Source organism: Virgibacillus chiguensis, from assembly GCF_900129865.1.
Lineage (GTDB): Bacteria > Bacillota > Bacilli > Bacillales > Amphibacillaceae > Virgibacillus > Virgibacillus chiguensis.
Map to the genome: position 1 here is coordinate 14370 of NZ_FQXD01000023.1, position 24227 is coordinate 38596.

The window sequence follows — 24227 nt, forward strand, 5'->3', positions numbered from 1 at the left end:
GCCATAGCATCAAATTTTATGCTTTCTTATCTTATGAAAAAGTAGGGTGTGATATATGTTAGATATTTATCTAATCAAGTTGCCAACAAAAATACATAATTTTTCTCGTTTATTAAATGTTATTGATTTAGAAAAAAAAGAAAAAATTAGATCTTTTGTTAGAATATCCGATTCTTATAGAACGTTGATTTCTGATTTGTTAGTTAGATATATATTGTCAAAAAGATTACATGTCAGCTACAATGATTTAACGTTTGGGTTAGGGGAATTTGGTAAACCTTTTTGTTCTTCTCATCATGTTCATTACAATATTTCACACTCCGGTGATTGGATAGTTGTGGCAGTTGGAGAATTCGGGATAGGAATTGATATAGAAAAAGTGAATAGATGCGATTTTGACGATATAGTACTAACATTTTTTTCAAGCACGGAAATACAACATTATCTTCGAACTCCTGCTGCAGAGAGGAAAGAAACTTTTTTTGAAATATGGACATTGAAGGAGTCTTTTGTGAAAAATATGGGACTAGGATTAAATGTGCCTTTAGATCGGTTTTCGATATGGAAGTACAAGGAAGAAATATATATTAAACAAGATTTTGATGATAATGAGTACTATTTTAAACAATATGATGCTGTAGCTAACTATAAATTATCGGTTTGTTATAGAGAAGATTTTTTTCCAAAAGAGTGCCAACTAAACGAAGTTAATATGGGCTTGTTAGAAAATTTTTTTGTTTGATATAGGAGGTCATTAAATGAGCAAATTAAAACCGTTAATCTTAAATCTGCTGAAAGAGAAAGAAATTTCAAAGAATGCTGCTAAAGAAATTATTCAATCTGTAAATGAAATATCGGAAACAACCGTTCAAAATGTAGACAGGAAGGTTGCAATTATTGGAATCTCGTCTGAGTTACCAGGAGCGAAAACATTTGATGATTTTTGGGAAGTTTTAATGAATCAGGACGATAAAATAACGGAATTAAACGACTCGAGAAAGTCGCTATGTAATAATTTTATTAAGAATAATCAGGAAAGATTAGAAATCTCTTCGGAAAAACCTTTTTGGGATGCAGCATGGTTAGATGATATAGAAAAATTTGAACCTGAATTTTTTGGTATCACGGAAGCTGAGGCAAAAGTTATGGATCCTCAACAAAGAAGGTTTCTTCAAATTGCTTACAACTGTTTTGAAGATGCAGGGTATGCTGGTGATAGAATGAAGGGGTCTAATACGGGAGTGTATTTGTCTGCTGCAATGACGAATTATGCTGAATCCTTCCTAGAATATACGCCACTGAGTGTTCCTGGAAATGTTCCTGCATTTATTGCATCTCGATTATCCTATATTTTTGATTTAAAAGGCCCTTCTTATGTTGTAAATTCTACATGCGCTTCTTCTATGTTGGCAATTCACGAAGCGTGCGTTGGATTGATGAATAATGATTGTGACACAGCTTTAGTTGGAGGGGTGAATATATTTCCTTTTCCAATTAATAGTAACAAACTATTTATGAATGCAGCGGGTATTATGTCCGAACAACAAAAGAGCAAGCCTTTTGATAATTCAGCTAATGGAATCGGGAGAGGGGAAGGAGTTATATCACTTCTGTTAAAGCCTTTAGATAAAGCGTTAGAAGATCGGGATCATATTCATGCTGTTATCTCTGCATCGAAAGTAAACAATGATGGAACTTCAGCTGGGATTACAGCACCTAACCCAAAAGCACATGCTGATTTATTGCAAGGAGCTTGGAAGTTAGCAGGTATAACTCCAGAACAACTTGACTATATTGAAACACATGGTACTGGTACATATCTTGGAGACCCAATTGAAATAAAAGGTATCGAAGAAGTAATTGAGCGGTATACAAATCGTAAACAATTTATCCCTATTGGATCAGTTAAAGGTAATATTGGGCACTTATTAGATGGTGCGGCTGGCCTATCCGGAATTATAAAAGCTATTCACGTTATGAAAAGAGGCGTGGTTCCTCCTACAGTTAATATGCTGGAACCAAATGAACATATTGATTTTGTTGATTCCCCAGTTTTTATTCCTACGACACCCTACTATTTGAGAGAAAACAAATATGATGAAGCTCCGATTAGAACCGGAATAAGTTGTTTTGGTTTTAATGGTACAAATGTTCACATTGTTTTAGAGGAGCCACCTAACATAGATTATAACATCCAACAAATAACAGACGGGCATAAAAAATATGTATTACCTATTTCCGCAAAAACGACCGAGTCATTAGAAAAGATTATTAATCGTTACGCATTCATAGATGAATCTGAGTATCATTTACAGAACATTGCTTTTACATTATGTACAGGTAGAGAACACCATGTTCATCGATTAGCTATTATTGCAAGCAATACAAAAGAATTTGTGGAAATTTGTAAAGATTTATCAACTACCGACTTTGAAAATTGGACAAAAATTATATGTCAGGTAAACGTAGAAGATGATTTACTTCAACTAGCAGAGTCCTATGTAGACGGAGGTAAATGTAGTTGGCATAAACAATTTGGTAACATTACAATAAATAAGGTTTCATTACCGACCTATTCTTTTTATGAAAAATCTTATTGGACCAATAGTTTAATAAATCATAAACACGATCATGATACTTACCAACGGTCTAATCTGGAAGAAATTATTCATGTAGCTGAAAATATTTTGGAAATTACACATATCAAAAAAGAAGATAGTTTCATATCTGTAGGAGGCAACTCCCTATCAGGGTTACAATTTATTTCCCGATTAAAATCTAAGTTTAAGAGTGAAATAGAAATGGAAGATTTATTTACTTCTTTTGCAGAAATAGAGCAGAAAATCTTTAAAACAGATGTTACGTCCATGAAAGATGTTCCCAGAGTGATGGTGAATGAGGATAAATTATTCCCTGTGTCCTATGGCCAAAAAAGGTTAAGTATTATTGATCAAATAACAGAACAGAAAATGGTGTATAATACGCCATTTGTCTTTAAAGTAGCTGGTCCTATTAACAATAATAAGTTCAAGAAAACTTTCGATTTATTATCAATACGGCACGAAATGCTAAGAACTATTTTTGTAAGAAGTGAATCGGAAACAAAACAGAAGGTATTGGACAAACCTAATTATTTATATGAGTTTAAAGACTTTGCATTATATAAAAATGCGGAAGCAAATGCTTTTGCTCAAATTGATAAGTGGAAAGAAACTCCTTATGATTTGGAAAAGGGTCCGCTGATTAGAGTATTAGTTTATAAAATTTCAGATAATGAAAGCATTTTCTCACTTATGATGCACCATATCATTATGGATGGCTGGTCGCTAGCTATACTATCAGATGAATTATTCACTTTATATAATAGTGATAATAAGGTAATGGATGAACTACAAAAAATAGAAAACACATATATTGATTATACGATATGGCAACATCAACTTATAGCAAGTGAGACCTTTGAAGAGCATGAAAAATATTGGTTAAATAAATTTACTGATGACCTTCCTGTTACAGAGATTGTAGGGGATAAAATTAGACCAAATATTTTTGAATTTACTGGAAAGCTAAAAAAGTTTTCTTTTAGTTCTAGTCAGGCAAGAAGATTACGCGAGTATGCTAGTAAAGAAGAAAGCACACTCTATATGTTATTGGTTTCTAGTATATTTAAGTTAATTAATAGTATGACAGGACAAGAGGATATGGTGATTGGTTCTCCAATTTCTGGTAGATTTAATGAAGCTTTGGAGAAAATAGTTGGTCTATTTACAAATACCATTCCGGTAAGGGTTAACTATAATTCTAAAGATGATTTTTGTACGCTTTTATCAAGCGTAAAAGAAGTTTTACTAGAGGATTTTCAGCATCAGGATTATCCATTTAATTTATTAGTTGAAAAACTACAGTTACCACGAGATGCAAGTCGATCGCCAATTTTTAATATAAATGTCGCACTACAGAACTTTAAATTCAAGAATACGGAAACCCATCTTGATAGTTATGAATTAACACCGATACTGACAGCACACAAAACAACGAAATGGGATTTAGAATTTGAATTTGTTGAAATGCCAGATGGTGAATTGATTTGTAATATAGAATATTACGATAAAATATATTCTGATGAATTTATCGATACATTAATTAACAATTATCATACTATATTGGATGATATTCTAAATGGAGAACAAATAATAGACTATAACATCGTGGATCATGGAAACAGTATAAAGGGAAAAACGGTTCACACAAAATATTCCTTTATTGAAATGATTCAAGAGAGTGCTAACAAATATCCAAATCATGTTGCAATTGAAGATGAGAATGGCACCGTATCTTATCAAGAACTCTTACATATAAGTAGGGGAATAGCTAGCGAACTTCAAAACATGGATTATCCTATTACTAGTACTTTGATCATTACTGAGAATAATCGTTACACAATAATGAGTATTTTAGCAAGTTTGTTAGCTAATGTTACCTTTGTACCTATTTCTCCTGATACACCTAAATCTAAAATTGAATCGATTGTTAAGCAAACAAATGCAGAATGTATTTTAACAGTGAAAAATTTCTACTCTCTAACTAACAAAATTTTATATGAAAGTAAAGATATAAGAGTAGTGAAGATCCTTGACTCGGATAAGCTAGAAGAATCCGCTATAGGTGAAAAAAGTGAATTGATGGACGAATCACTATGGAACTTTTTTGCCGAAGAACAAAAGACCGATATAGGGGCGAGTGGCTGGAATAGTAGTTATACAGGGGAGCCATTTAGTGATGTAGAAATGGATGAATACGTGACTAACGCAGTAAGTAAGATACTTGATCTCTTACCAAATCATTCAAAGGTACTTGAAATTGGCTGTGGTTCAGGATTGACAACATTTTCGTTAGCTGCACATGTAGATTCATATATAGCAACAGACTTATCCCCTTCTATTATTAATAGAAATAGGAATAAAGCAAAAGAAGAGGATATTAATCATATAGATTTTCGAGTAGCTAAAGCACACGAAATTAATTATAAAGGCAAGGATGTAGACGCTGTTATTATCAATAGTGTTGTACATTGTTTTCCAAATTATGATTACTTGAAAATAGTATTAAAAAATGCAGTAGAGTCCTTAAAAGAAGGTGGGTTTGTTTTTTTAGGAGATTTGCTACATTTAGATAAAAATAAGGATTTCCTAAGTTCATTAAGAACATATAAAGAAAATCATCCAAATAGGAACACAAAACTAGATTGGGAAACAGATTTATTTGTAAATGATTTTATATTAGAAAATATCGTAAAAGATATTGACGCAGATGTGGAATTGATAAGTTCAAATAAAACTTACACAATCCCAAATGAACTTAATCAGTATAGATTTGATGTGATCATTAAGATTAAAAAGAAAAATACTGGCGTAAAGGGAAAATCCTTAAATAGAATGTTAGGAAAAACCTCTGTACTAGAAAGTAATGCTAGTAGTTTGGATAAGACAGTAAGTGGCAAACCAGCGTATGTATTATTTACATCCGGAAGCACTGGGATACCTAAAGGGGTAGTAATCTCAAGGAAAAATCTCAATAACTACCTTACTTGGGCAAAACGTTATTATTCAAATGAAAGACTATTAAATATGCCACTCTTTACATCTATTTCGGTTGATTTAACGATAACATCGATGTTTTTACCATTACTTACTGGCGGAAAAATATTATCTTGTGAAGGTGAGATTGACCAAAAGTTTGAAAAGCTCACGAATATTAGGGAAAAGATATCGATTAAAGGAACGCCTAAGCAAATAAAACTTCTAATAGAGAATAAAAAGGAATTACCAGATATACAGAACTTTATTCTTGGAGGAGAAGCATTAGATGTATCCTTATGCAGAGAGATATATTCTAGATTTCCCAATTCCAGAATATTTAATGAATATGGCCCCACTGAAGCCACGGTGGGTACGATTATTCATGAAGTAACTAAAGAGGATTTCGTCTCTAGTTACATTCCAATCGGGATTCCAATCCAAAATACATCTATTTATATTGTTGATAATCAGGGTAATCTAGCTCCTCCTCATGCAATTGGAGAGATCGTGTTATCTGGGGAAAGTGTAGCGTTAGGTTACTTAGGTAACAAAAAGTTAACTAGAGAAAAATTTGTTCCAAATACAATAGAGTACTTGCAACCTGGTTATATCTATAAAACAGGTGATATAGGTCAAATACTGCCAAATGGTGAAGTGGTTTGTTTTGGGCGAAAAGATAATATGGTCAAGCTACGCGGACATCGAGTGGAATTAGAGGAAATAGAGAGGTACTTACGTGATTTACCAACGGTTCAAGATGCTGCTGTTCGTCTTCATACGAATAGCAATCAAGACGAAAGGTTATGTGCTTATCTTGTAACGAATAGAGAGATCAATCAAACAGAGATTGATAAACTACTTCTACAAAATATACCAGAGACCTTGTTGCCATCTCATTATGAAAAATTGGATTCGATTCCAGTTACTACAAGCGGAAAAGTTGACAGAGCTTCGTTACCTAAACCTAGAATAAAGAAGTTTTCCGATGATACTGAACATGATTTAGAGTTAACGAATTTGGAAAAAGAATTGTTAGAAATTATGAAAAGTATTTTGGGAGATGAAGAGGTTGGTGTTAATTCCGATTTCTTTAGAGTTGGTGGGGACTCCATAAAAGCACTAAGACTAATATCAAGGGCTAAAGAAAGAAATATCCCTATTCGAATTAACCAAATCTTTAACTTAAGGACTGTTCGAAAAATTGCGAAGGAGTCTAGCAAGCAGTATCTTCAATCCGAGAACAGACATATAGAAGCTAAAGAGATTCATCTAGCGCCAATGCAGAAATGGTTCTTTGAACAATCCTTTACACACCCACACTATTGGAACTTACTAATGACAGTAGAATTACCAAAGGATGTTAATCTAGAAACTTTACAAAACGCTTTTAGATGTATCATTTCTAAAAATGAAAGTTTAGTTACGTGGTTCGATCTGACTGATCATGAACCTAGAGCATTTGTAGAACCTGATCTTGCTAACAATTTTCAATTAGTTTCGAAGGATTTTAGAACAATATCCAAGGAGAAGTTGAAGAAAGAGATGGAAAAGGTGCAATTCACTTTACAACATGAATTCAAATTTGGAAAGGAATTACCTATAAAAGGGCTCGTTTCATTAACAAATTCTCAGCCATTATTAACTTTATTCGTACATCACTTAGTTGTAGATGGTATTTCTTGGAGGGTATTAATGGACGAATTAGAGAGAACATACTCCGATATGCTTGCTGGAAAAGATATCAATCGTGTATTCGTAGAGCCTTTTTCTAGTTGGGTTAATCGCCTAAGGAATATAAACGTAAGCAAAGAAGATACGGCCTATTGGGATAACCTGAACATTGATCATGTGCACCCTCTATGCGTTACTCCAGTGAGAGAGGATTATATTTTTAGTGAGAGATATCATACTATTAGTAAAATAGATCGTGATAAAACGACATTAATTCTGGGAGCGAAAAATATAAATGAGGATTTCCGTACAGATGCCATGATAGTAACTGCATTCTCAAAAGCATTTATGAAAGTCTTCGGGGAAAGAGATATATTATTTAATTTTGAAGGACATGGTCGTAATGATACAAAAATAGATTTAGATTTAAGTAACACGATCGGATGGTTTACAACGATGTATCCACTTCTTGTATCATCTAATTCTGAGTCTATATCGTTACTAAAATCTGTTAATGAGTCAATAGCGAATACTGGAAGCGGTATAAGTTATATGGTCGCTAGATGGTTTCAAGAAAGGAAAAGTTTGAAAAAAATAAATTCTAATATTTTGGTGAACTACTTGGGTGAGTTTGATAATGATATTGGCACACATAACAATATATCGAACGAAAAAGAAAGACTGTTTAAATATGCGGAAGATCTTCCACAAGCACCTGCAATTCATCCAGATAATAAATTAAATTACTTATTGGAGATAAACATTTATGTGTTAAATGGACAATTCACTATAAGTCTAGAGACGGACCAAGAGAAAATTAGTAAAAGTGAAGCTGATTTGCTAATTGCAAATTTCAGGGGATATATGGATGAACTTGTAGATGGGGTAAAGAATGTTCAGAGAGTATGACCATGGATCGTTTTCAGCTTAGAAGTGTAGAGATAAAAAGTAGTATTTGTCTCATTGAATCTAGCAGTACATGTTAATGTTTAATACAAATATAAATTTCAGATTTTATCAAGGATATAAGGGGCTGTGAGACTCCCACTTCAAGAATGGGGAATGTTAGCTAACAAGTTTAAGTGGGAGATAACAGCACCTAAATCCCTTTTTGGGCAGAGGACTTTAGGTCATACCTTTTAGTACTAACAATCAGTGGAGGGTGATAGAATTTGAAGATTCACTTTATATATGTATCTTTACGTTAGCTTATTAAATTGGAGGGTCCTGGCAGATTAAATAGTAATGCATCATATGATTGCATTTTCTTTTAAGAAATAATATTACTGATTAATCGCAACATATTTCCTTAATAAAAACATCATAAAAACTTTGGGAGTGATAACCTTGAAACAAAGCAATATATCACGGAAAATACTGAGTCTAGTGGGTGACGAAAAACTGGATACCCAAATAGCACATGACTTATTAAATGAAGTCGAACAATTCCAATCTGAACCAATTGCAATAGTTGGAATGTCGTTAAAATTTCCCAATACTAACAATGTTGATGAACTATGGGACGGTCTTACTGAAAAGCGAGATTATATAACAAAATTTCCTCGAGAACGCTTTGATCTTGTTATGAACTCAAACAAAAAGCTTAGAAATAATTATAGTCATATAGCTGGTGATATAGAGGGAGACAGTAGGTCATATGGATCCTGGTTAACTGATATAGAGCAGTTTGATCCTGACTATTTTGATTTGAGTGAGCATGAGGCTAAATTTATGGGACCATCCGAGCGGTTATTTTTACAAACTGCAATAGAGTCCCTTAAAAGAGCAGGTTATGGAGAAGAGGATTTAAAAGGTTCTAATACAGGAGTATACGTTGCACATACCCCGCACCCTGCTTTTGACTATTTACGACTGTTCGACGATATTGATGAACGTGCATTTTTATCCAATATTCCAGCAAATCTTGGTTATCATCTGTCATATGCCCTAGATTTAAGGGGGCCAGTGATGGCAGTCAATACAACATGCTCGTCTTCATTAACGGCAATTCACACGGCTAAAAATGCCTTGCGACAAGGAGATTGTGATTTAGCAGTAGTAAGTGGCGTTAATTTAGACTTATTTCCTTATTGGGAAAAGAACGCCCCTGATTATGTGGTCAGAAGTAATAACTATCGCTGTAAACCTTTCGATAAGGACGCGGATGGAATTATTGGGGGCGAGGGCATTGCTGTTGTTGTAGTAAAGAGGTTATCTGATGCGATTCGTGAAGGAAACCATATTCATAGTGTAATAAAAGGCTCTAGTGTTAGTAGTGATGGCATGTCAAACGGTATGCAAGTACCTAATCCAGATGCGCAGTCAAAAGCCATAGTTGCTGCTTTGGATGAAGCAGGATTAACATTTGACCAAATTAACTTTGTGGAAGCACATGGAGCTGGTACACAAGTTGGTGATTTAATAGAAGTTGAGGGGTTAAATAAAGCATATACAAAGAGGGCGAAAAAGAAGAAAGATTGCTACTTAGGTTCTATAAAATCTAATTTCGGTCATATGGGCGATGCAGCCGGAATTTCTGGACTAATTAAAGCTACACTTTCTATTGAAAAACGGATGATACCAGGGGTGAATCATTTTAAAGAAGTGAATCCAAAGATTGATTTAAATAAAACAGCTTTTAAAGTGAGTGCTGATAATCAAGTTATTTCAGAGGCAGGTATATTAAGAGCGGGTGTTAATTCGATTGGAATAAGTGGAACGAATGTTCATGTTGTAATAGAAGAGTATAGGGATGACGACCTTCGTCAGGATATTCAAGTTGAACAAGAATTACCTTTATTAATCTCTAGTAAAACAAGACGTGCACTTTGGGAGCAATTAGGAGTTCTTTCCAAACACCTTCAACATAATAAGCACTACGCCATAGGAAGTTTAGCATATACGCTCAATAATTGTAGAAATCATGAGAAATCAAGGGTATGTATTTTTGCAAAAGGGATTGAAGATCTAATAGAGAAAATTGGAAGGGTACTACATGTCAGAACCTTTGAGAAAGTCCCTCTTAACTTTTATCAACAGGGAATCTTCTTAGCTGACGAAGAAGAGACCCAGTTAGAAAGTATCAAGAACTTGGATCACTTTCTTCAGCAAGAAGATTCGTATACAGGATTAGTGAAGAAATACCTTGATGGAGATTGTGTGGATGATATATGTAAAGAACTTTTTACACACAAAAAAATAGCTCCATTACCAGTAAGTATTTTCAATACAAAACGGATTTGGCCAGCAGATAAAGAGGTTTTGCAGGAACAGACGAAAGAATTATTTTATGAGAAGAAGTGGATTTACCATTACCTTGATTCAGGAAGAGATAATGTAAACATAAATGGAAAATGGTTAATTTTAATGAATGAAAATGATCCAATTCTTCTTGAATTAAAGAATATCCTTATAGAAAATGGGGCAGAAGTTATCGAAATTAATAAAGATAATAATTTCAGGAAAAAATCATCTGCTCAATATGGTATTAATATTCAATCAGAGGACGACTTTCAGCATCTATTTGAGGATATAGGTGCAGACGCACTCAAAGAATTAAAGGGAATAGTTCATGGTTTTACTTTAAAACCATTTGATAAAACAATGACTAATAAAGAAGATATAGAGTTAACGCAAGAGGAGGGAGTATTTTCTCTTTTCAATCTAACAAAGATTTTATTTAGGTTTGATGTTACGCATCCAATTCAAATTAATACACTTTCTTCCCTAACTGAACAAGTGAATGAAAATGAAGAAGTTATTCCAGCAAGGGTTACATTATTTGGTTTAGCGAAAGTAATTTCACAGGAACAGCCAACGATTAGTTCCTTCTTAATTGATCATGATTTAAAAGGAGATCCTATAGAAATCGCTAAACAGTTAGTAGAGGAATTACGTACACCAAAAGAAGTAAGACCAGAGTTAATAGCTTATCGAACAAATCAAAGATATACGAAAGTAATTGAAAGACAACGTGAGGATATAAAGGCTAATCCAATTACATTGAGAGAAAACGGGAACTATGTCATTGCAGGAGGTACTGGTTATTTAGGAGTACAGCTAGGAAGCTTTTTGAGTGAAAAAAATAAAGTGAATATTATTTTGTTAGCTAGAAATTTACTGCCTAATCGTTCTGAATGGGATGAAATTATTAATAGAAATAATGCGGATGATGAAATGCTCATTTATAAAATAAAGATGATCCGATCGATTGAGCAAAATGGTTCCAAAGTAAATATAATGAAATGTGATGTTACAGACGAACTTGCCGTTAAAAATACATTTACAATAATTAAAAATAAATACGGAGATATTAACGGAGCTTTTATGTTAGCGAAGCAGCTGTACCATTTATGGATAAAGGAGCTAAATATTAATCAGTTCAAAAAAGGGATTTACAATAGAGTTTTGAGCACTCATTTTATTGAAAGAGAGTTAGATACGAATACATTGGATTTCTTTATTTTATTCTCATCCATTTCTTCTTTAATGGGTACTAAATCGGCGAGTGAATGTTGTGCTGTAAATCAATATTTGGACTCTATGGCAGGTTATTTAAACCATAAAGGGATTAACGGTAATACAATTAATCTTACATTGATTTTAGATGATAAGAAAGATTTTGGAAATGATACAGCAATTCCTCCAATAGATTTTGTTGAATTCCAGAATGCACTAAAGTGTTTTTTTCAGAATGGTTACCAATGGAGTTTGGTTTCAAAATTTGATTTAGAGCAAGTTCATTATTTGAAACCAGTGTTAAAGATACCTTTTGGAGAAACGTTTTGGAAAGAAGTCGATGATTATCATTACGACAAGCAAAAGGTGAATATGGATGTTCAAATAGAGGACGAAAGTATACAGAAAGAATTAAATAAGGAAGAGATCGAATTAATATTATATGATATTTGGGATAAAGTTTTGGGAGTAGTTGATGTTGGAGAAAGTGACAATTTCTTTAGTAGCGGAGGGAGTTCACTGAGTGCATTAAGATTTGTGCAACTGATGAATCAGCATTTCAAAGGAATAAATTTTGAGGTGCCTGATTTGTATAGTAACCCTACTTTTGAAAATCAGCTTTCCTATTGTGACCGTTTCTACAACGGTGCTGAGAAAGATGAATTAGACGATATACTTGAAGCTCTAACAAATGATGACATTTCCTCAGAGGAAGCACTTCATTTATTAAATAGGAAATGAAGGAGTGAAAAAAATTGAAAACAGCAATCGTATTTCCTGGACAAGGATCTCAATACACTAACATGGGAAGGTTTTTATATGAAAATCATAAGATCGCTAGAAGATTATATGACGAAGCTAGTGAGATACTTGGTTATAATCTTTTAGTAGCATGTGAAAATAAATCTGGGGAGTTAAATGATACTAATATTACCCAACCTGCAATACTAGTTTATAGTATTGCAAGTTGGGAGATATTTAAAGAGTTAAATCAAGTTGAGGAAATTTATTTTTCTGGCCATAGTTTGGGAGAATTAACTGCTGCTGTTTGCGGTGAGGCTATTTCATTCTCAGAAGCGGTTCAATTAGTTCAATTAAGAGCAAAATTAATGAGCCAATGTGGAGCAGATGGAGGAATGATGGTTTGTTTTGGTCTTAATTACACGGAAGTGGAGTCTATATGTAAAGAAGTAAGTACAAATAACAACCATGTAACTATCGCAAATTATAATATGAAAGACCAGCTGGTGCTAAGTGGGCATCAAGATGCATTGCATAGAGTGGCTGAAATACTTAATGGGCAAGGTGCTGTTACCAAGAAATTGGATGTTAGTGTACCTGCGCATAGTCAATTAATGCAGCCTGCAAAGGATGGTTTTCGTGAAGCATTAAGAAAAATTCAGAAGAAAGATAGTAAGTACCCCATATACTCATGTATTACTGGCGAACCTTACTTACATTCAAACGACATTGTTAATCAATTAAGCGAGCAACTAACAGAAGGTGTGCAATGGCCTGTAGTTATGGATAAATTGATTCGTGAAGGTATTAGCCATTTTATAGAAATTGGCCCTAAAACTGTATTAACCAAGATCATTGAAGCTGAATATCCAAATGTGTTTGTTTCCCCTTACAACGAAATAAATGGGTATCATACCTTATTTCATTCAGAAGCACAATCCTACTCTATGAACGATATTATTTCGTTCTTACAAGCTAGTTTAAGAATCATAGTTGGGACCCCTATTAAAATAAAGATAGAGCAGTCGAAATTTGAAAAAGAAATACATGCCCCATTTATAGAATTGAGGCAGGAGTTAGGGAAATTAAAGAAAAATAATCGACCTCAAATTGATTCTATTTATTCGAAAAAATTATCTAACCAGTTCTTTTCTATTCTATTTAATAAGGGCTTTAATAGGGAAGAAACAGTGGACCTATTAAAATCATCTATTAGGGATAAAAATATCCTTGCAAGAATTCATAAACTATATATTTAAGAAGGGGGTAGAAAATGTTTTGTGAAGAAATGGTAAAAGTGGAGCAAAATTATTATGAGAAACAATGCTTATGGTTTAATAAAACGAAATATTTATTAAAAGATTTAGAGAAAAAAGCATTTCAGCTTGCAATACTTTTTAGAGAGCAAGGAATAGAACATAAAAAAGAGCAAAAGGTGCTAATCATGTTGAGGAGATCACCTGCGCTGTTTGTTGCACACTATGCGACATTTTTAGCAGGAGGAGTAATTGTATCCATCGATCCAGATACACCTGAGGATCGGCTACATACAATTATTGAAGAAACGAATCCTAATGTGATCTTGGTCCATACCAATCAATCCTTGAATGATAAGAGCAGAATTATTTATTTGGACGATGAATTAGAAATGTTAGATGGATCGGCTGCATTTCAATTAAGTGGGAATGAAAATTTTTCATTAAATGCAGCTGCATATATTGTCTTTACTTCAGGGACAACGGGTAAACCTAAGGGTGTAATTGTAGAATGGAAGTCCTTAATGAAACTAATTGAATGGCATACTAAAACCTTCCATGTAGGCTCCGATTCAATTGTGTCATTAACAGCTTCCCCGGGATTTGATGCGTCTATATGGGAAATATGGAGTGCTATTGGTGCAAAAGCTTCCATTCATATTACATCAGATGCACAAAGATTACTTCCAAATGAATTACAAAAAGAATGGGCAATACATAAGGTAACACATTCTTTTGTTTCTACTCCTATTGCTGAAAGATTGCTAGATTTGCCTTGGGAAAATCACGAAACTACATTGAAATACATGCTAGTAGGGGGAGATAAATTAACAAAATTTCCATTAGATAGTGTTCCGTTTAATTTAGTTAATAATTATGGGCCAAGTGAAGCAACTGTTGTCAGCACATCTGGTACCATTCAACCAAAGAGAGACGGAGGTAATGAATTTCCTCATATTGGAAAGCCACTACCTTATATGGATTGTTTTATTCTAGATGAACTCGGGAATGAAATTTCAGAAGTTGGAGAACAAGGAACACTTTGGCTTTCTGGCGTTGCATTAGCAAGGGGATACTTGAACACTAAAATAGAAACTGATAAAAAGTTCAGAAAAATAAAGGTTAGAGGGGAATTAATCAGAGCCTATAATACAGGCGACATTGTCAGTAAAGGTAAAGATGGAAATTTTTATTTTCATGGAAGGAAAGATTTTCAGGTAAATATTAATGGGGTCAGAATTGAGTTAGGTGAGATTGAAAAAGTATTACAAACACATGCAAAAGTTTTACATGCTATTGTGTTACCAATAGAATTTCATTCAAAGAAATTGATTGTAGCTTCTGTTGTACTAGAGAAGAATTCGATATTTGTAGAAGAAGAAATAAAAGCATACATAAGGAGAAAGCTTACAAAAAGTTTAGTCCCAATACAAATACTATATCATGATCAAGTCCCGTTAACGGATAACGGGAAAATAGACAGAAGAATTTTAACTGTTTTACATGAAGAACATTTACAAAACAAGCAAAAATCGAAAAACAACACTTATTTGGAAGATGTTAATGATAGCGTGATGACTCAAATTACAAAGGTTTACTCTGATGTCCTACAAATTCAATGTTATCCTAATACAGATATATTTGAGATGGGCGGAAATTCGATGGACGCTGCTCGAATAGCTGCAACCTTGTCAAATTTGTTTAGGGTGAAATGTACCCCTCATTTTATTCAAAAGGTTAGAACACCAATAAATGTATATCATCAAATTAGGAAACCTTTGCAAAATACATTAGATGGGCAACGTAAGGAATCTCCAGTCATAAATAGAGATGAATGGATTCGAGTAACAAGCATGAAAAAAGGATTATGGTATTTATGGAAAACAAATGAGAATAACACTTTTTATAATATTGGAGCCACTTTTCATCTGAAAGATACGATAGATATTCCTTTATTGTCGGAAATAATTGTTACTATTATCGAACGTGAACCAACGTTTTCTACTATATTTCGGGAAAATGTAAAAGGAGAAATTGAGAGAAAATATCAAAGGAAATTTGATACTACGGAATGGTTCTATCAAATGAAAGTTGATTCCAAAGAAGAGGCACTAATTCATGCTAATTCCATTTACAATACGAACTTTGATTTGGAGAAAGATTTGCTCATTAGAGGTGCATTAATTCAAACAAATAATGATGAGACTGTTTTTGTACTAGCTACGCATCATATTGTATGCGATGGATTGTCTTTACAAAAAATATTACGTGACATATCTACTGCATATAACGATAGAAGCTTAAATACTAGTACAAAAGAGAACATATATAGTACCGAGTATATAGCTTCAAGTGAAGAACAACTGTCAACATATTGGAAAGAAAAGGCAGGCCATTTTCATTTAGCGCAAGTATCAATGAAGGAAAATGCCGAATCTTTATTAGCTAAAGGGGAAATATACGAATGTAAAAGTAGATTAAGTGTCGGCAAATCAATAGATCAATTGGCGAAAAAGCATAAAATAAGTAAGTTTATTATTTTATTAACGGGTTGGGCTATCAATCTAACAAAATACTTTAGACAAGAAACCATCACAATTGGAATTCCTTATCATGGTAGGGGAGATATTGACTTTTCCAAGGTAGGGATGTTTGTTAATTTAATACCGGTTACAATTACTATTTCAAAAGAAAAAACATTCATCGATATATTAACTGAAGTAAATGAATTGATGCAGGAACATATGGAACATGGGGATTTTTCCATTGTTGATATTGCTTCACTAACAGAAAATAGGAAGCAATTTGATATCGTTAATAATACATTTAGTGAAAAAATCCATTTAGATGTAGAGTTAGGAAATAAACGAGCAGAGTTCATTGAGCAAGATACAGGTGGAGCTAGATTCCCAATTAGCGGTTTTTTTCATGTGCAAGATGAAGAAATAGCGGGGCATGTTGAATTCTCATATGCCAACTTTGACACATCAGAAATTAAATTATTAACGGATAGCTATTTTAACCTAATGGATGCTCTTGTGCGTTACCCTGACCAACAGTGGCAGAGTGCTTTTAAGAAGACATCTGTCATAGAGGCACAGGAATATTACAATTTGATGAAAGAAAGTAAGCCACTACACCAATTATTCGAGGATTCTGTCGCAAAGCATAAAGACTATATTGCTGTTGAAGATCATACAAGTGCATTTACGTATGGAGAATTAAATCAACATGCAAACCGATTTGCTTCATTACTACATTCCAAAGGTATCAGAAAGGGGGATTATGTTCCTGTTTTCATGACGCGAAATAAGGAACTGCTTGCTGTTATTTTAGGAATTTTAAAAATAGGTGCAATCTATGTCCCTTTAGATGTGGAGCATCCAAAAGAAAGAATAAAAAATATATTAAACAGAATAGAACCTCGAGTTTTAATATCTAACAAAAAAGTTGATTATATAAGCACGGGAAGATGGGAACTAATCTATACAAATGATATGGAAACATGTCATCAACTACCTATATTCAAAATGGAACACATTAAAACAAAAGATCCAGCTTATTTGATGTTCACATCAGGCTCGACTGGAAACCCAAAAGGGGTGTTATGTCCTCACCTAGGGGCCAGTCTTCGAGTGTTATGGCAAAAAAATCAACAACACTTGAAGCCGAGTAATCGAATTTTATTTAAAACGCCTTATACATTTGACGTATCAATATGGGAAATATTTTATACACTCTCTGTTGGTGCTACTTTAGTTATCGGAGCAAATGATTTGCATAAGGATCCTGAGAAAATATATGCATTGATTAAAAATAAATCGATAAATTATTGTCATTTTGTTCCATCTGTTTTTCAACGAGTGTTAGATTATTTTGAAGGATTAAGTACGGATACACTCCCATTAAAATACTTGCATTTAAGCGGTGAAGCATTGTCGAAACAACTAGCCAAAAAGATACAAGAAATCTTGCCCAATACAAACATTTTTAATTTATACGGACCTACTGAAACAGGTATTGAAGTTACTGTACAGGAAGTTAGTAATGGAAACTACAATATTGGCAAACCTCTTCCATATGTTTCTTTACAAGTTATCGATGAGGATGAAAATCCAGTACCAATAGGTTATCCTGGAGAATTATTAATTGGTGGACCATCTTTGGCGTTAGGATATTTTAAAGATGAGAATGAAACACAGAAGTCTTTCATTATAAAAGATTCACAACGCTTCTATAAAACAGGTGATTTAGTAAGGATTACGAGTAATGGAAGTATCGACTTTCTTGGAAGAAAAGATGATCAAGTGAAGGTGAATGGAATTCGCATCGAAACGGAAGAAATTGAAAGATGTGTAATGAATTTGGCAAACGTGAAAGATGCCACAGTCGTTTTAGCTGAAGGGATGAGGGAAAAACAATTAGTTTGCTTCTACACCTCTGTAAATGAACATGAAGCTATCGATATTGAAGTGAAAAAGCAGGTATCGAATAATCTCCCTGTATCGTACATTCCATCAGCATTTATTGAATTATCTGATCTACCTATTACACAAAACGGGAAAAGAGATAGAAAACGATTAGGTGAAATGGCGTATGAATATCTAAATAAGAAAGTGGAATCTAATTTTATTGAAGCCAAGACAGAACTTCAGAAATCCATTGTAAAGGTATGGAGTGATGTTTTAAAAATCAATAGAGTTGGCTTGAGTGATAACTTCTTTGAGCTAGGAGGAGATTCTATTAAATCTTTACAAATTGTTTCAAAATTACGTGCAGAAGGAGTTAACCTTACTCCTAGGGATTTCCTTAAATATCCAACTATATTAGAGTTAACTGCTATTCTAAAATAAATAAAGGTAGGTTGATAGAATGAATCAGAACATAAAGAAGCTTCCACTTACTCCTTTACAGACTGTTATGTTAATGGAAAACTTAAAGAATCCTTCTTCTGAGGCCTATTGGCAAGTTGTTTCCTATGAGATTCCAAGTTATCATACGGAAGATGATATAACTAATTCATGGGCAAAAGTAATAAAGGCAAATCCTGCTTTAAGAACGAAGATAGATTGGAATAATGGTTCTGAACCTATGCAAGTTATTGATAGCAATTGTGTGGCATCTATTACTACAATTCATTATGAACAGTTAATTAGAGCATGTGGAAGCTTTGAAAATTGGTTGAATCATGAATTACAAACTTTTCAACAATCATCCTTAGATACATTACAAAAATTGTATATGGTTGAACATTGGAAGGATGGCAAGCACTTATTAGTTTGGCTACATCACCATATTCTTGTTGATGGATGGTCTATGTCGCAAATTTTAGATGACTTTTTTAATGTTTTAAATCACGACTACTACATGTTAAAGGAACGGCCTGATGTTGAAGCATACATCGAATTTATGGAGCAATCGGATTATAAAGAACAGAGTGAAGCCTATTGGTTGAATGTATTACGTGAAGCAAAAGCGGCAGAGCGGCTATCTTTTGAGTGTTCCTCTTCTGAAAGTAAGGAAGAAAAATTCGAAATTTTTGATAGAAAATTAAGTCAAAAGGCTTGCAGAAATATTCATTCGTACAGCGTTCAAAATAAAGTTACTGTATCGAGTATTGTGATGTCTATTTGGGGCTTATTACTTAATAGATATCAATTAACGAACCAACTTTTTGTTGGTTCTACATTTGCTTTAAGGCCGTATCAATTAAGAGAGTCGCATGAAATGAACGGAATGCTAATTAATACGTTACCAGTAAAGCTAGATCTGAAACCTGATATCTCTATCAAAGAGTATTTCTTAAATACCATGGATACGATTCAAGATGTATCGGAGTATAGCGGGGTTCCGTATTCTAAGCTTTTGCAACTAAGTAATTTACCAGGAGACACCGAACTGTTTAAGTCTTCTGTTATATTCCAAAATTATCAAGGTGGCTTACACTTTGAAGACGCTGAACTAGTTCATCAAAAAGGAACGAGTTCTGATCCTTTGTCTTTAACCATCAGCTTAAACCGTGATAACGGTGAATGGAGATTAGGTTGGGATGCTAGTAAATATCAGAAACAAGATTTACTAGAGCTTATGGAATCATTAGAACATATATTTGAAGAAATAGAATTTTATGGAGATAAATTGATAAAAGAATTTAATTTAACTACCTTGGAAAATGAAAAATTGAAAATCTGCTTAGAAAATGAGTTGCCGATAAATCAGATTAATTATTCCATTGATTCTATGGTCGATTGGTCAAGTGATAAATTAGCACTGTCTGATGGGAAAACGGAGTTATCTTATAAGCAAGTAAGAACCTATATAGAACAGGTGTCTAATTATTTATCACAACAAGATGTTAAAAGTGGGGACACAGTTGCCCTGAATGGAGAAAAAGGTATTGAAGTTGCAATTGGTATGTTCGCTTGCTGGAGAATTGGTGCTAGGTGGTGCAACTTAGATAGACGCGTACCAAAAACAAGAAATGATCAAATAATAAAAGTATTAAATCCAAAAATTGTTTTAAACCTAGAGGAAATGAAAGAGCTTTTAAAAGACAATGTATGTCAGAATGAATTGGAATTAAATTCCTATGCATTTAAGGAAGAGGACTTAGCATATTTTATCTCCACTTCTGGGAGTACAGGCAAACCAAAACTTGTCTCCTTAGGAATAAAAGGTGTTTTTCAAATTATCGAAAGTTGGAAAACATTCTATTGTTTTAAAGAGAACCAACATATTCTACAACTCGGAAGCTGGACTTCCGATGTTTATTTGGGTGATTTACTTAAGGCATGGTCCACTGGAGGTTCACTAATCGTATGTGATGAGAATAGAAGAGTGGATATGGATTATTTATATGTTCTTTCTAAAGAATATAAAATATCTTTTGTTGAGTCAACACCTCACTTAATCAGGGAATTCATAAAGTATTTGTATGATAAAAATCAGATACTAGAACATTTGAAAACGATAGTAGTAGGATCTGATGTTTTTCGTCTCGAAGAGAAAAATGAGATTTGTAACATGCTTTGGAAAGGTGTGGATTTTTATAATGGATATGGATTGAGTGAATGTACAATTGAATCTGTTGTTTACCACTGCAATGATAATATGGATCAATTGTCCGTTTCAGGCATGTGTCCAATTGGTCAGCCTTTGCCAGGGACACTATTACGAATTGTAGATGAAACAGGAAATTCAGTAGCACCAGGGATGATAGGGGAGTTACATATTGGTGGTGATCAAGTTATGAATGGATATGTAACTATGAATAGTATGGATACGTCAAAGATTTATGAACATAACCATATAAAGTATTTTATGACCGGAGATAACGTGCGTTTAAATACAAATGGAATGATCGAGTTTTATGGAAGGGAAGATCAACAAGTTAAGATACGTGGATTTAGAGTGGAATTAGGAGAAATAGAAAATGCTTTCCTAAGTTTGGAGACAGGTATGGAATGTTTTGTCACATATTCATCGATGGAGGGGGAGAAGGAATTAGTAGTTTTTCTAAGTGGGACAAAGGATTCTGAAGATGTGATTCGAGAAAAGATTAGTAAGAGAATCCCTTATTATGCGATTCCTCGTTTTATTGTGCTACTTCATCGTCTCCCACGCAATTCCAATGGGAAAATTGACCGTCCACTACTCATGGAGGAATCAGAAAAAATAGTTCATCAATCACAAAAGGTTGTTTCGGTTGTATCTAATGAGATAGAAGACATTGTAAGGAATGAGTGGGAAATGGTATTAGGTAGAAAAGTATTTACGAATAAAACATTTTTTGATCAAGGAGGTCATTCTCTCATTGTATTAAAACTATTTAACCAGCTGCGGCAGAGATTACCTGATTATGAATTTGTAATTGGAGATTTGTTTCGATACCCAACGATAGATAGATTTGTTGAACAATTATCGCATCGAATTGATAATAATTCTTCAACCAATGGTCAAACAGAGTCTGTCAATAAGATAGACTTATTGGAAAAAGTTAAACAGGGTGATGTATCAATAGATGAAGCTATGTATATATTAGGTGGTAATAACACGTGAAGATGGAACAACGTGAAGGCTATATCATATTTAATCCAAACAAAAAAGCAAAAGTAAAATTAATGTGTTTTCATCACGCTGGGGGTTCCGCTTTATCATTTATACCTTTAGTGAGAACTTTACCTAAGGATATTGAGACCTATCTTTTTGAGCTGCCTGGGAGGGGAATATCGGCGAATCAAGATTTTGTTGCTAATTTTTCAGAGGCTATGGCATATTTTCTTCCTAAAGTAATAGATTGTATGGACAGGCCAACCGTATTTCTTGGACATAGTTTAGGAGGACTTTTTTCATATGCTATATCTGGTAGTTTAAGTAAGAAACAGAATTATATTGAAAGAGTTATCATCTCAGCAGCTAAATCTCCTCAAACAGTTCTTGAATATGCGATACATCCTGAAAAACCATTCATTGTAAGATCAAGAGATAGTGTGAAAATGGATATAGAAGCTTTAGGAGGAATACCAGTAGATGTGGATGATTCTTTATTGCATTCCATTATTAATATTACTGGAAATGACTTTCACTTATTGGATACATTTACTTTAGATGGCGTAGTAAAATCATCTTTTCCATTCGAATTATGGCTAGGGAAATATGACAAGGCTGTTCATGAACGAGAGATTTATAAGTGGCGTGAGGAAATTCAAGGAGATTTTTGTTATCGATATTTTAATGGAGGCCATTTTTTTATAAGTGAAAGTACTGAGCCGGCTGATCTATTAAAGGAAACTTTGTTGACTATTATGATAAATATTGAAAATAAAATAGTTTAGGAGTTTAGCTATAAATAGCATGCATAATACAAAAACGGAGGGGATTTAAAATGTTTAATAACGCAGATTTATACAAGCCGGCTAGAAATTGGAAAGATATTGAACTGTGGAAAGATGTTACAGAGGAACAATGGAATGATTGGCTGTGGCAGTTAAGAAATACAATTAAAACCTTGGAGGATCTCAAAAAAGTAATTAATTTAACCCCAGAAGAAGAAGCGGGGGTTAAGATTTCAATTAAGACTATACCACTTAATATTACACCATATTTTGCATCTTTAATGAATCCAGATAATCCACGATGTCCGATTCGTATGCAATCTGTTCCGATTTCTGAAGAGACTTATAAAACAAAATATGATTTAGAAGATCCTTTAGATGAAGACGAAGATTCTCCAGTTCCCGGTATAACACACCGATATCCTGATCGAGTATTATTCTTAGTAACTAATCAATGCTCTATGTATTGTAGGTATTGTACAAGACGGCGTTTTTCAGGTCAAATTGGAATGGGGATTGCCAAAAACTTGCTTGATAATGCAATAGAATATATTAGACAAACACCTGAAGTTCGCGATGTGCTCATATCAGGAGGAGACGGGTTACTAATTAATGATACTGTATTGGAATATATAATAAAAAATCTCAGAGCTATCAAACATGTAGAAATTATACGTATTGGTACCAGAGCACCAGTAGTATTCCCGCAACGAATTACGAATGAATTATGTGAGATTTTAAAGAAGTACCATCCAATCTGGCTCAATACTCATTTTAATAGCTCCATAGAAATAACGGAGGAATCTAAGCGCGCATGTGAAATGCTTGTTAACGCGGGTGTTCCAGTAGGAAACCAAGCGGTAATTTTGGCTGGTATTAATGACAGTGTTCCGATTATGAAAAAGTTGAATCACGATCTGGTTAAAATGCGAGTACGTCCATACTATATTTATCAATGTGATTTATCCGAAGGAATTGGGCATTTTAGAGCGCCTATCTCAAAAGGATTAGAGATAATAGAAGGGTTGCAAGGACATACGTCAGGTTATGCAGTACCTAAATTTGTCGTTGATGCTCCAGGTGGTGGTGGTAAAATTGTTGTCCAACCTAATTATATTATTTCCCAAAGCGCTGATAAGGTAGTACTTCGAAATTTTGAAGGTGTTATTACCACATATCCAGAGCCGAATAATTATGTATCCGGGCAAGCAGATGATTATTTTAAAACAATTTATCCTGATATGGAAGCATATCAATCGAAAATAGGAATATCATCATTGATTAATGAATCAGAATTTAATCTCGTTCCAAAAGATTTAAAACGTACCAATCGTCGTCTAGAATATAATCAAGATCAAAAACATTCTACTATAAAGGATAGAAGAGAAAAAAGAGATCAATTAAAAGAAAAGAAATATCAAAAACAACAAGCTATAACGTCTAAAAATTAAACTTACTTTTTTATAGAATCCCTTGGTCAGTAGAAAGGAAAGATTCGAAAGTGTAAAAAGGATAATTTAATAACAAAATAACAAATAAGTCATAAATGACCAATTAATAAATTATAGGGCGTATTGATTTTTGAGGTGTGATGTTAATAAAGGAAACAATTTTGATTTTATTGCCAGTTTAATTCTAAAGCCAATAAAAAATTTAGCATTTTCCTCTTCGTTAAATCATAAATTGAC

At 33.6% G+C, this 24227-nt stretch carries 8 protein-coding genes; all 8 read left to right on the forward strand.

Annotation, left to right across the window (positions count from 1 at the left end; translation table 11 throughout):
- Positions 1–55: 55 nt before the first annotated feature.
- The 8 genes from BUB45_RS17815 to kamA all read left to right on the forward strand — a co-directional run bounded on the left by BUB45_RS17815 (position 56) and on the right by kamA (position 23990).
- Positions 56–742 carry a 4'-phosphopantetheinyl transferase family protein gene (locus BUB45_RS17815; protein ID WP_073012995.1) on the forward strand — a complete coding sequence of 229 codons (687 nt, stop codon included), beginning with the start codon at positions 56–58 and terminating at the stop codon, positions 740–742.
- 16 nt (positions 743–758) lie between these two features.
- Positions 759–8159, forward strand: coding sequence for a condensation domain-containing protein (locus BUB45_RS17820; RefSeq protein WP_073012998.1), 7401 nt, complete (start codon positions 759–761; stop codon positions 8157–8159).
- Between the two features lie 438 nt (positions 8160–8597).
- Positions 8598–12449 carry a beta-ketoacyl synthase N-terminal-like domain-containing protein gene (locus tag BUB45_RS17825; RefSeq protein WP_244527765.1) on the forward strand — a complete coding sequence of 1284 codons (3852 nt, stop codon included), beginning with the start codon at positions 8598–8600 and terminating at the stop codon, positions 12447–12449.
- A gap of 14 nt (positions 12450–12463) precedes the next feature.
- Positions 12464–13708: an ACP S-malonyltransferase gene (locus BUB45_RS17830; protein ID WP_073013000.1), complete on the forward strand. Its 1245-nt coding sequence runs from the start codon at positions 12464–12466 to the stop codon at positions 13706–13708.
- A 14-nt stretch (positions 13709–13722) separates the two neighbouring features.
- The gene (locus BUB45_RS17835) at positions 13723–18558 is read left to right on the forward strand and encodes a non-ribosomal peptide synthetase (RefSeq protein WP_073013003.1); all 4836 of its coding nucleotides are present in this window, start codon (positions 13723–13725) and stop codon (positions 18556–18558) included.
- A 19-nt stretch (positions 18559–18577) separates the two neighbouring features.
- A complete protein-coding gene (locus BUB45_RS17840) occupies positions 18578–21763 on the forward strand; it encodes a condensation domain-containing protein (protein WP_073013005.1) in 3186 nt (1061 codons plus the stop codon).
- 2 nt (positions 21764–21765) lie between these two features.
- Entirely contained in the window at positions 21766–22539 is a 774-nt protein-coding gene (locus BUB45_RS17845; protein WP_073013025.1) for a thioesterase II family protein, read from the forward strand.
- Positions 22540–22589: 50 nt separating this feature from the next.
- Positions 22590–23990: a lysine 2,3-aminomutase gene (kamA, locus tag BUB45_RS17850; protein ID WP_073013008.1), complete on the forward strand. Its 1401-nt coding sequence runs from the start codon at positions 22590–22592 to the stop codon at positions 23988–23990.
- Positions 23991–24227 lie beyond the last annotated feature (237 nt).

Bases quoted from the DNA above. Each gene is read 5' to 3' on its own strand.
- BUB45_RS17835 (WP_073013003.1), top strand. From the start codon at position 13,723: ATGTTTTGTGAAGAAATGGTAAAAGTGGAGCAAAATTATTATGAGAAA.
- BUB45_RS17845 (WP_073013025.1), top strand. From the start codon at position 21,766: ATGGAACAACGTGAAGGCTATATCATATTTAATCCAAACAAAAAAGCA.
- BUB45_RS17820 (WP_073012998.1), top strand. From the start codon at position 759: ATGAGCAAATTAAAACCGTTAATCTTAAATCTGCTGAAAGAGAAAGAA.
- BUB45_RS17840 (WP_073013005.1), top strand. From the start codon at position 18,578: ATGAATCAGAACATAAAGAAGCTTCCACTTACTCCTTTACAGACTGTT.
- kamA (WP_073013008.1), top strand. From the start codon at position 22,590: ATGTTTAATAACGCAGATTTATACAAGCCGGCTAGAAATTGGAAAGAT.
- BUB45_RS17815 (WP_073012995.1), top strand. From the start codon at position 56: ATGTTAGATATTTATCTAATCAAGTTGCCAACAAAAATACATAATTTT.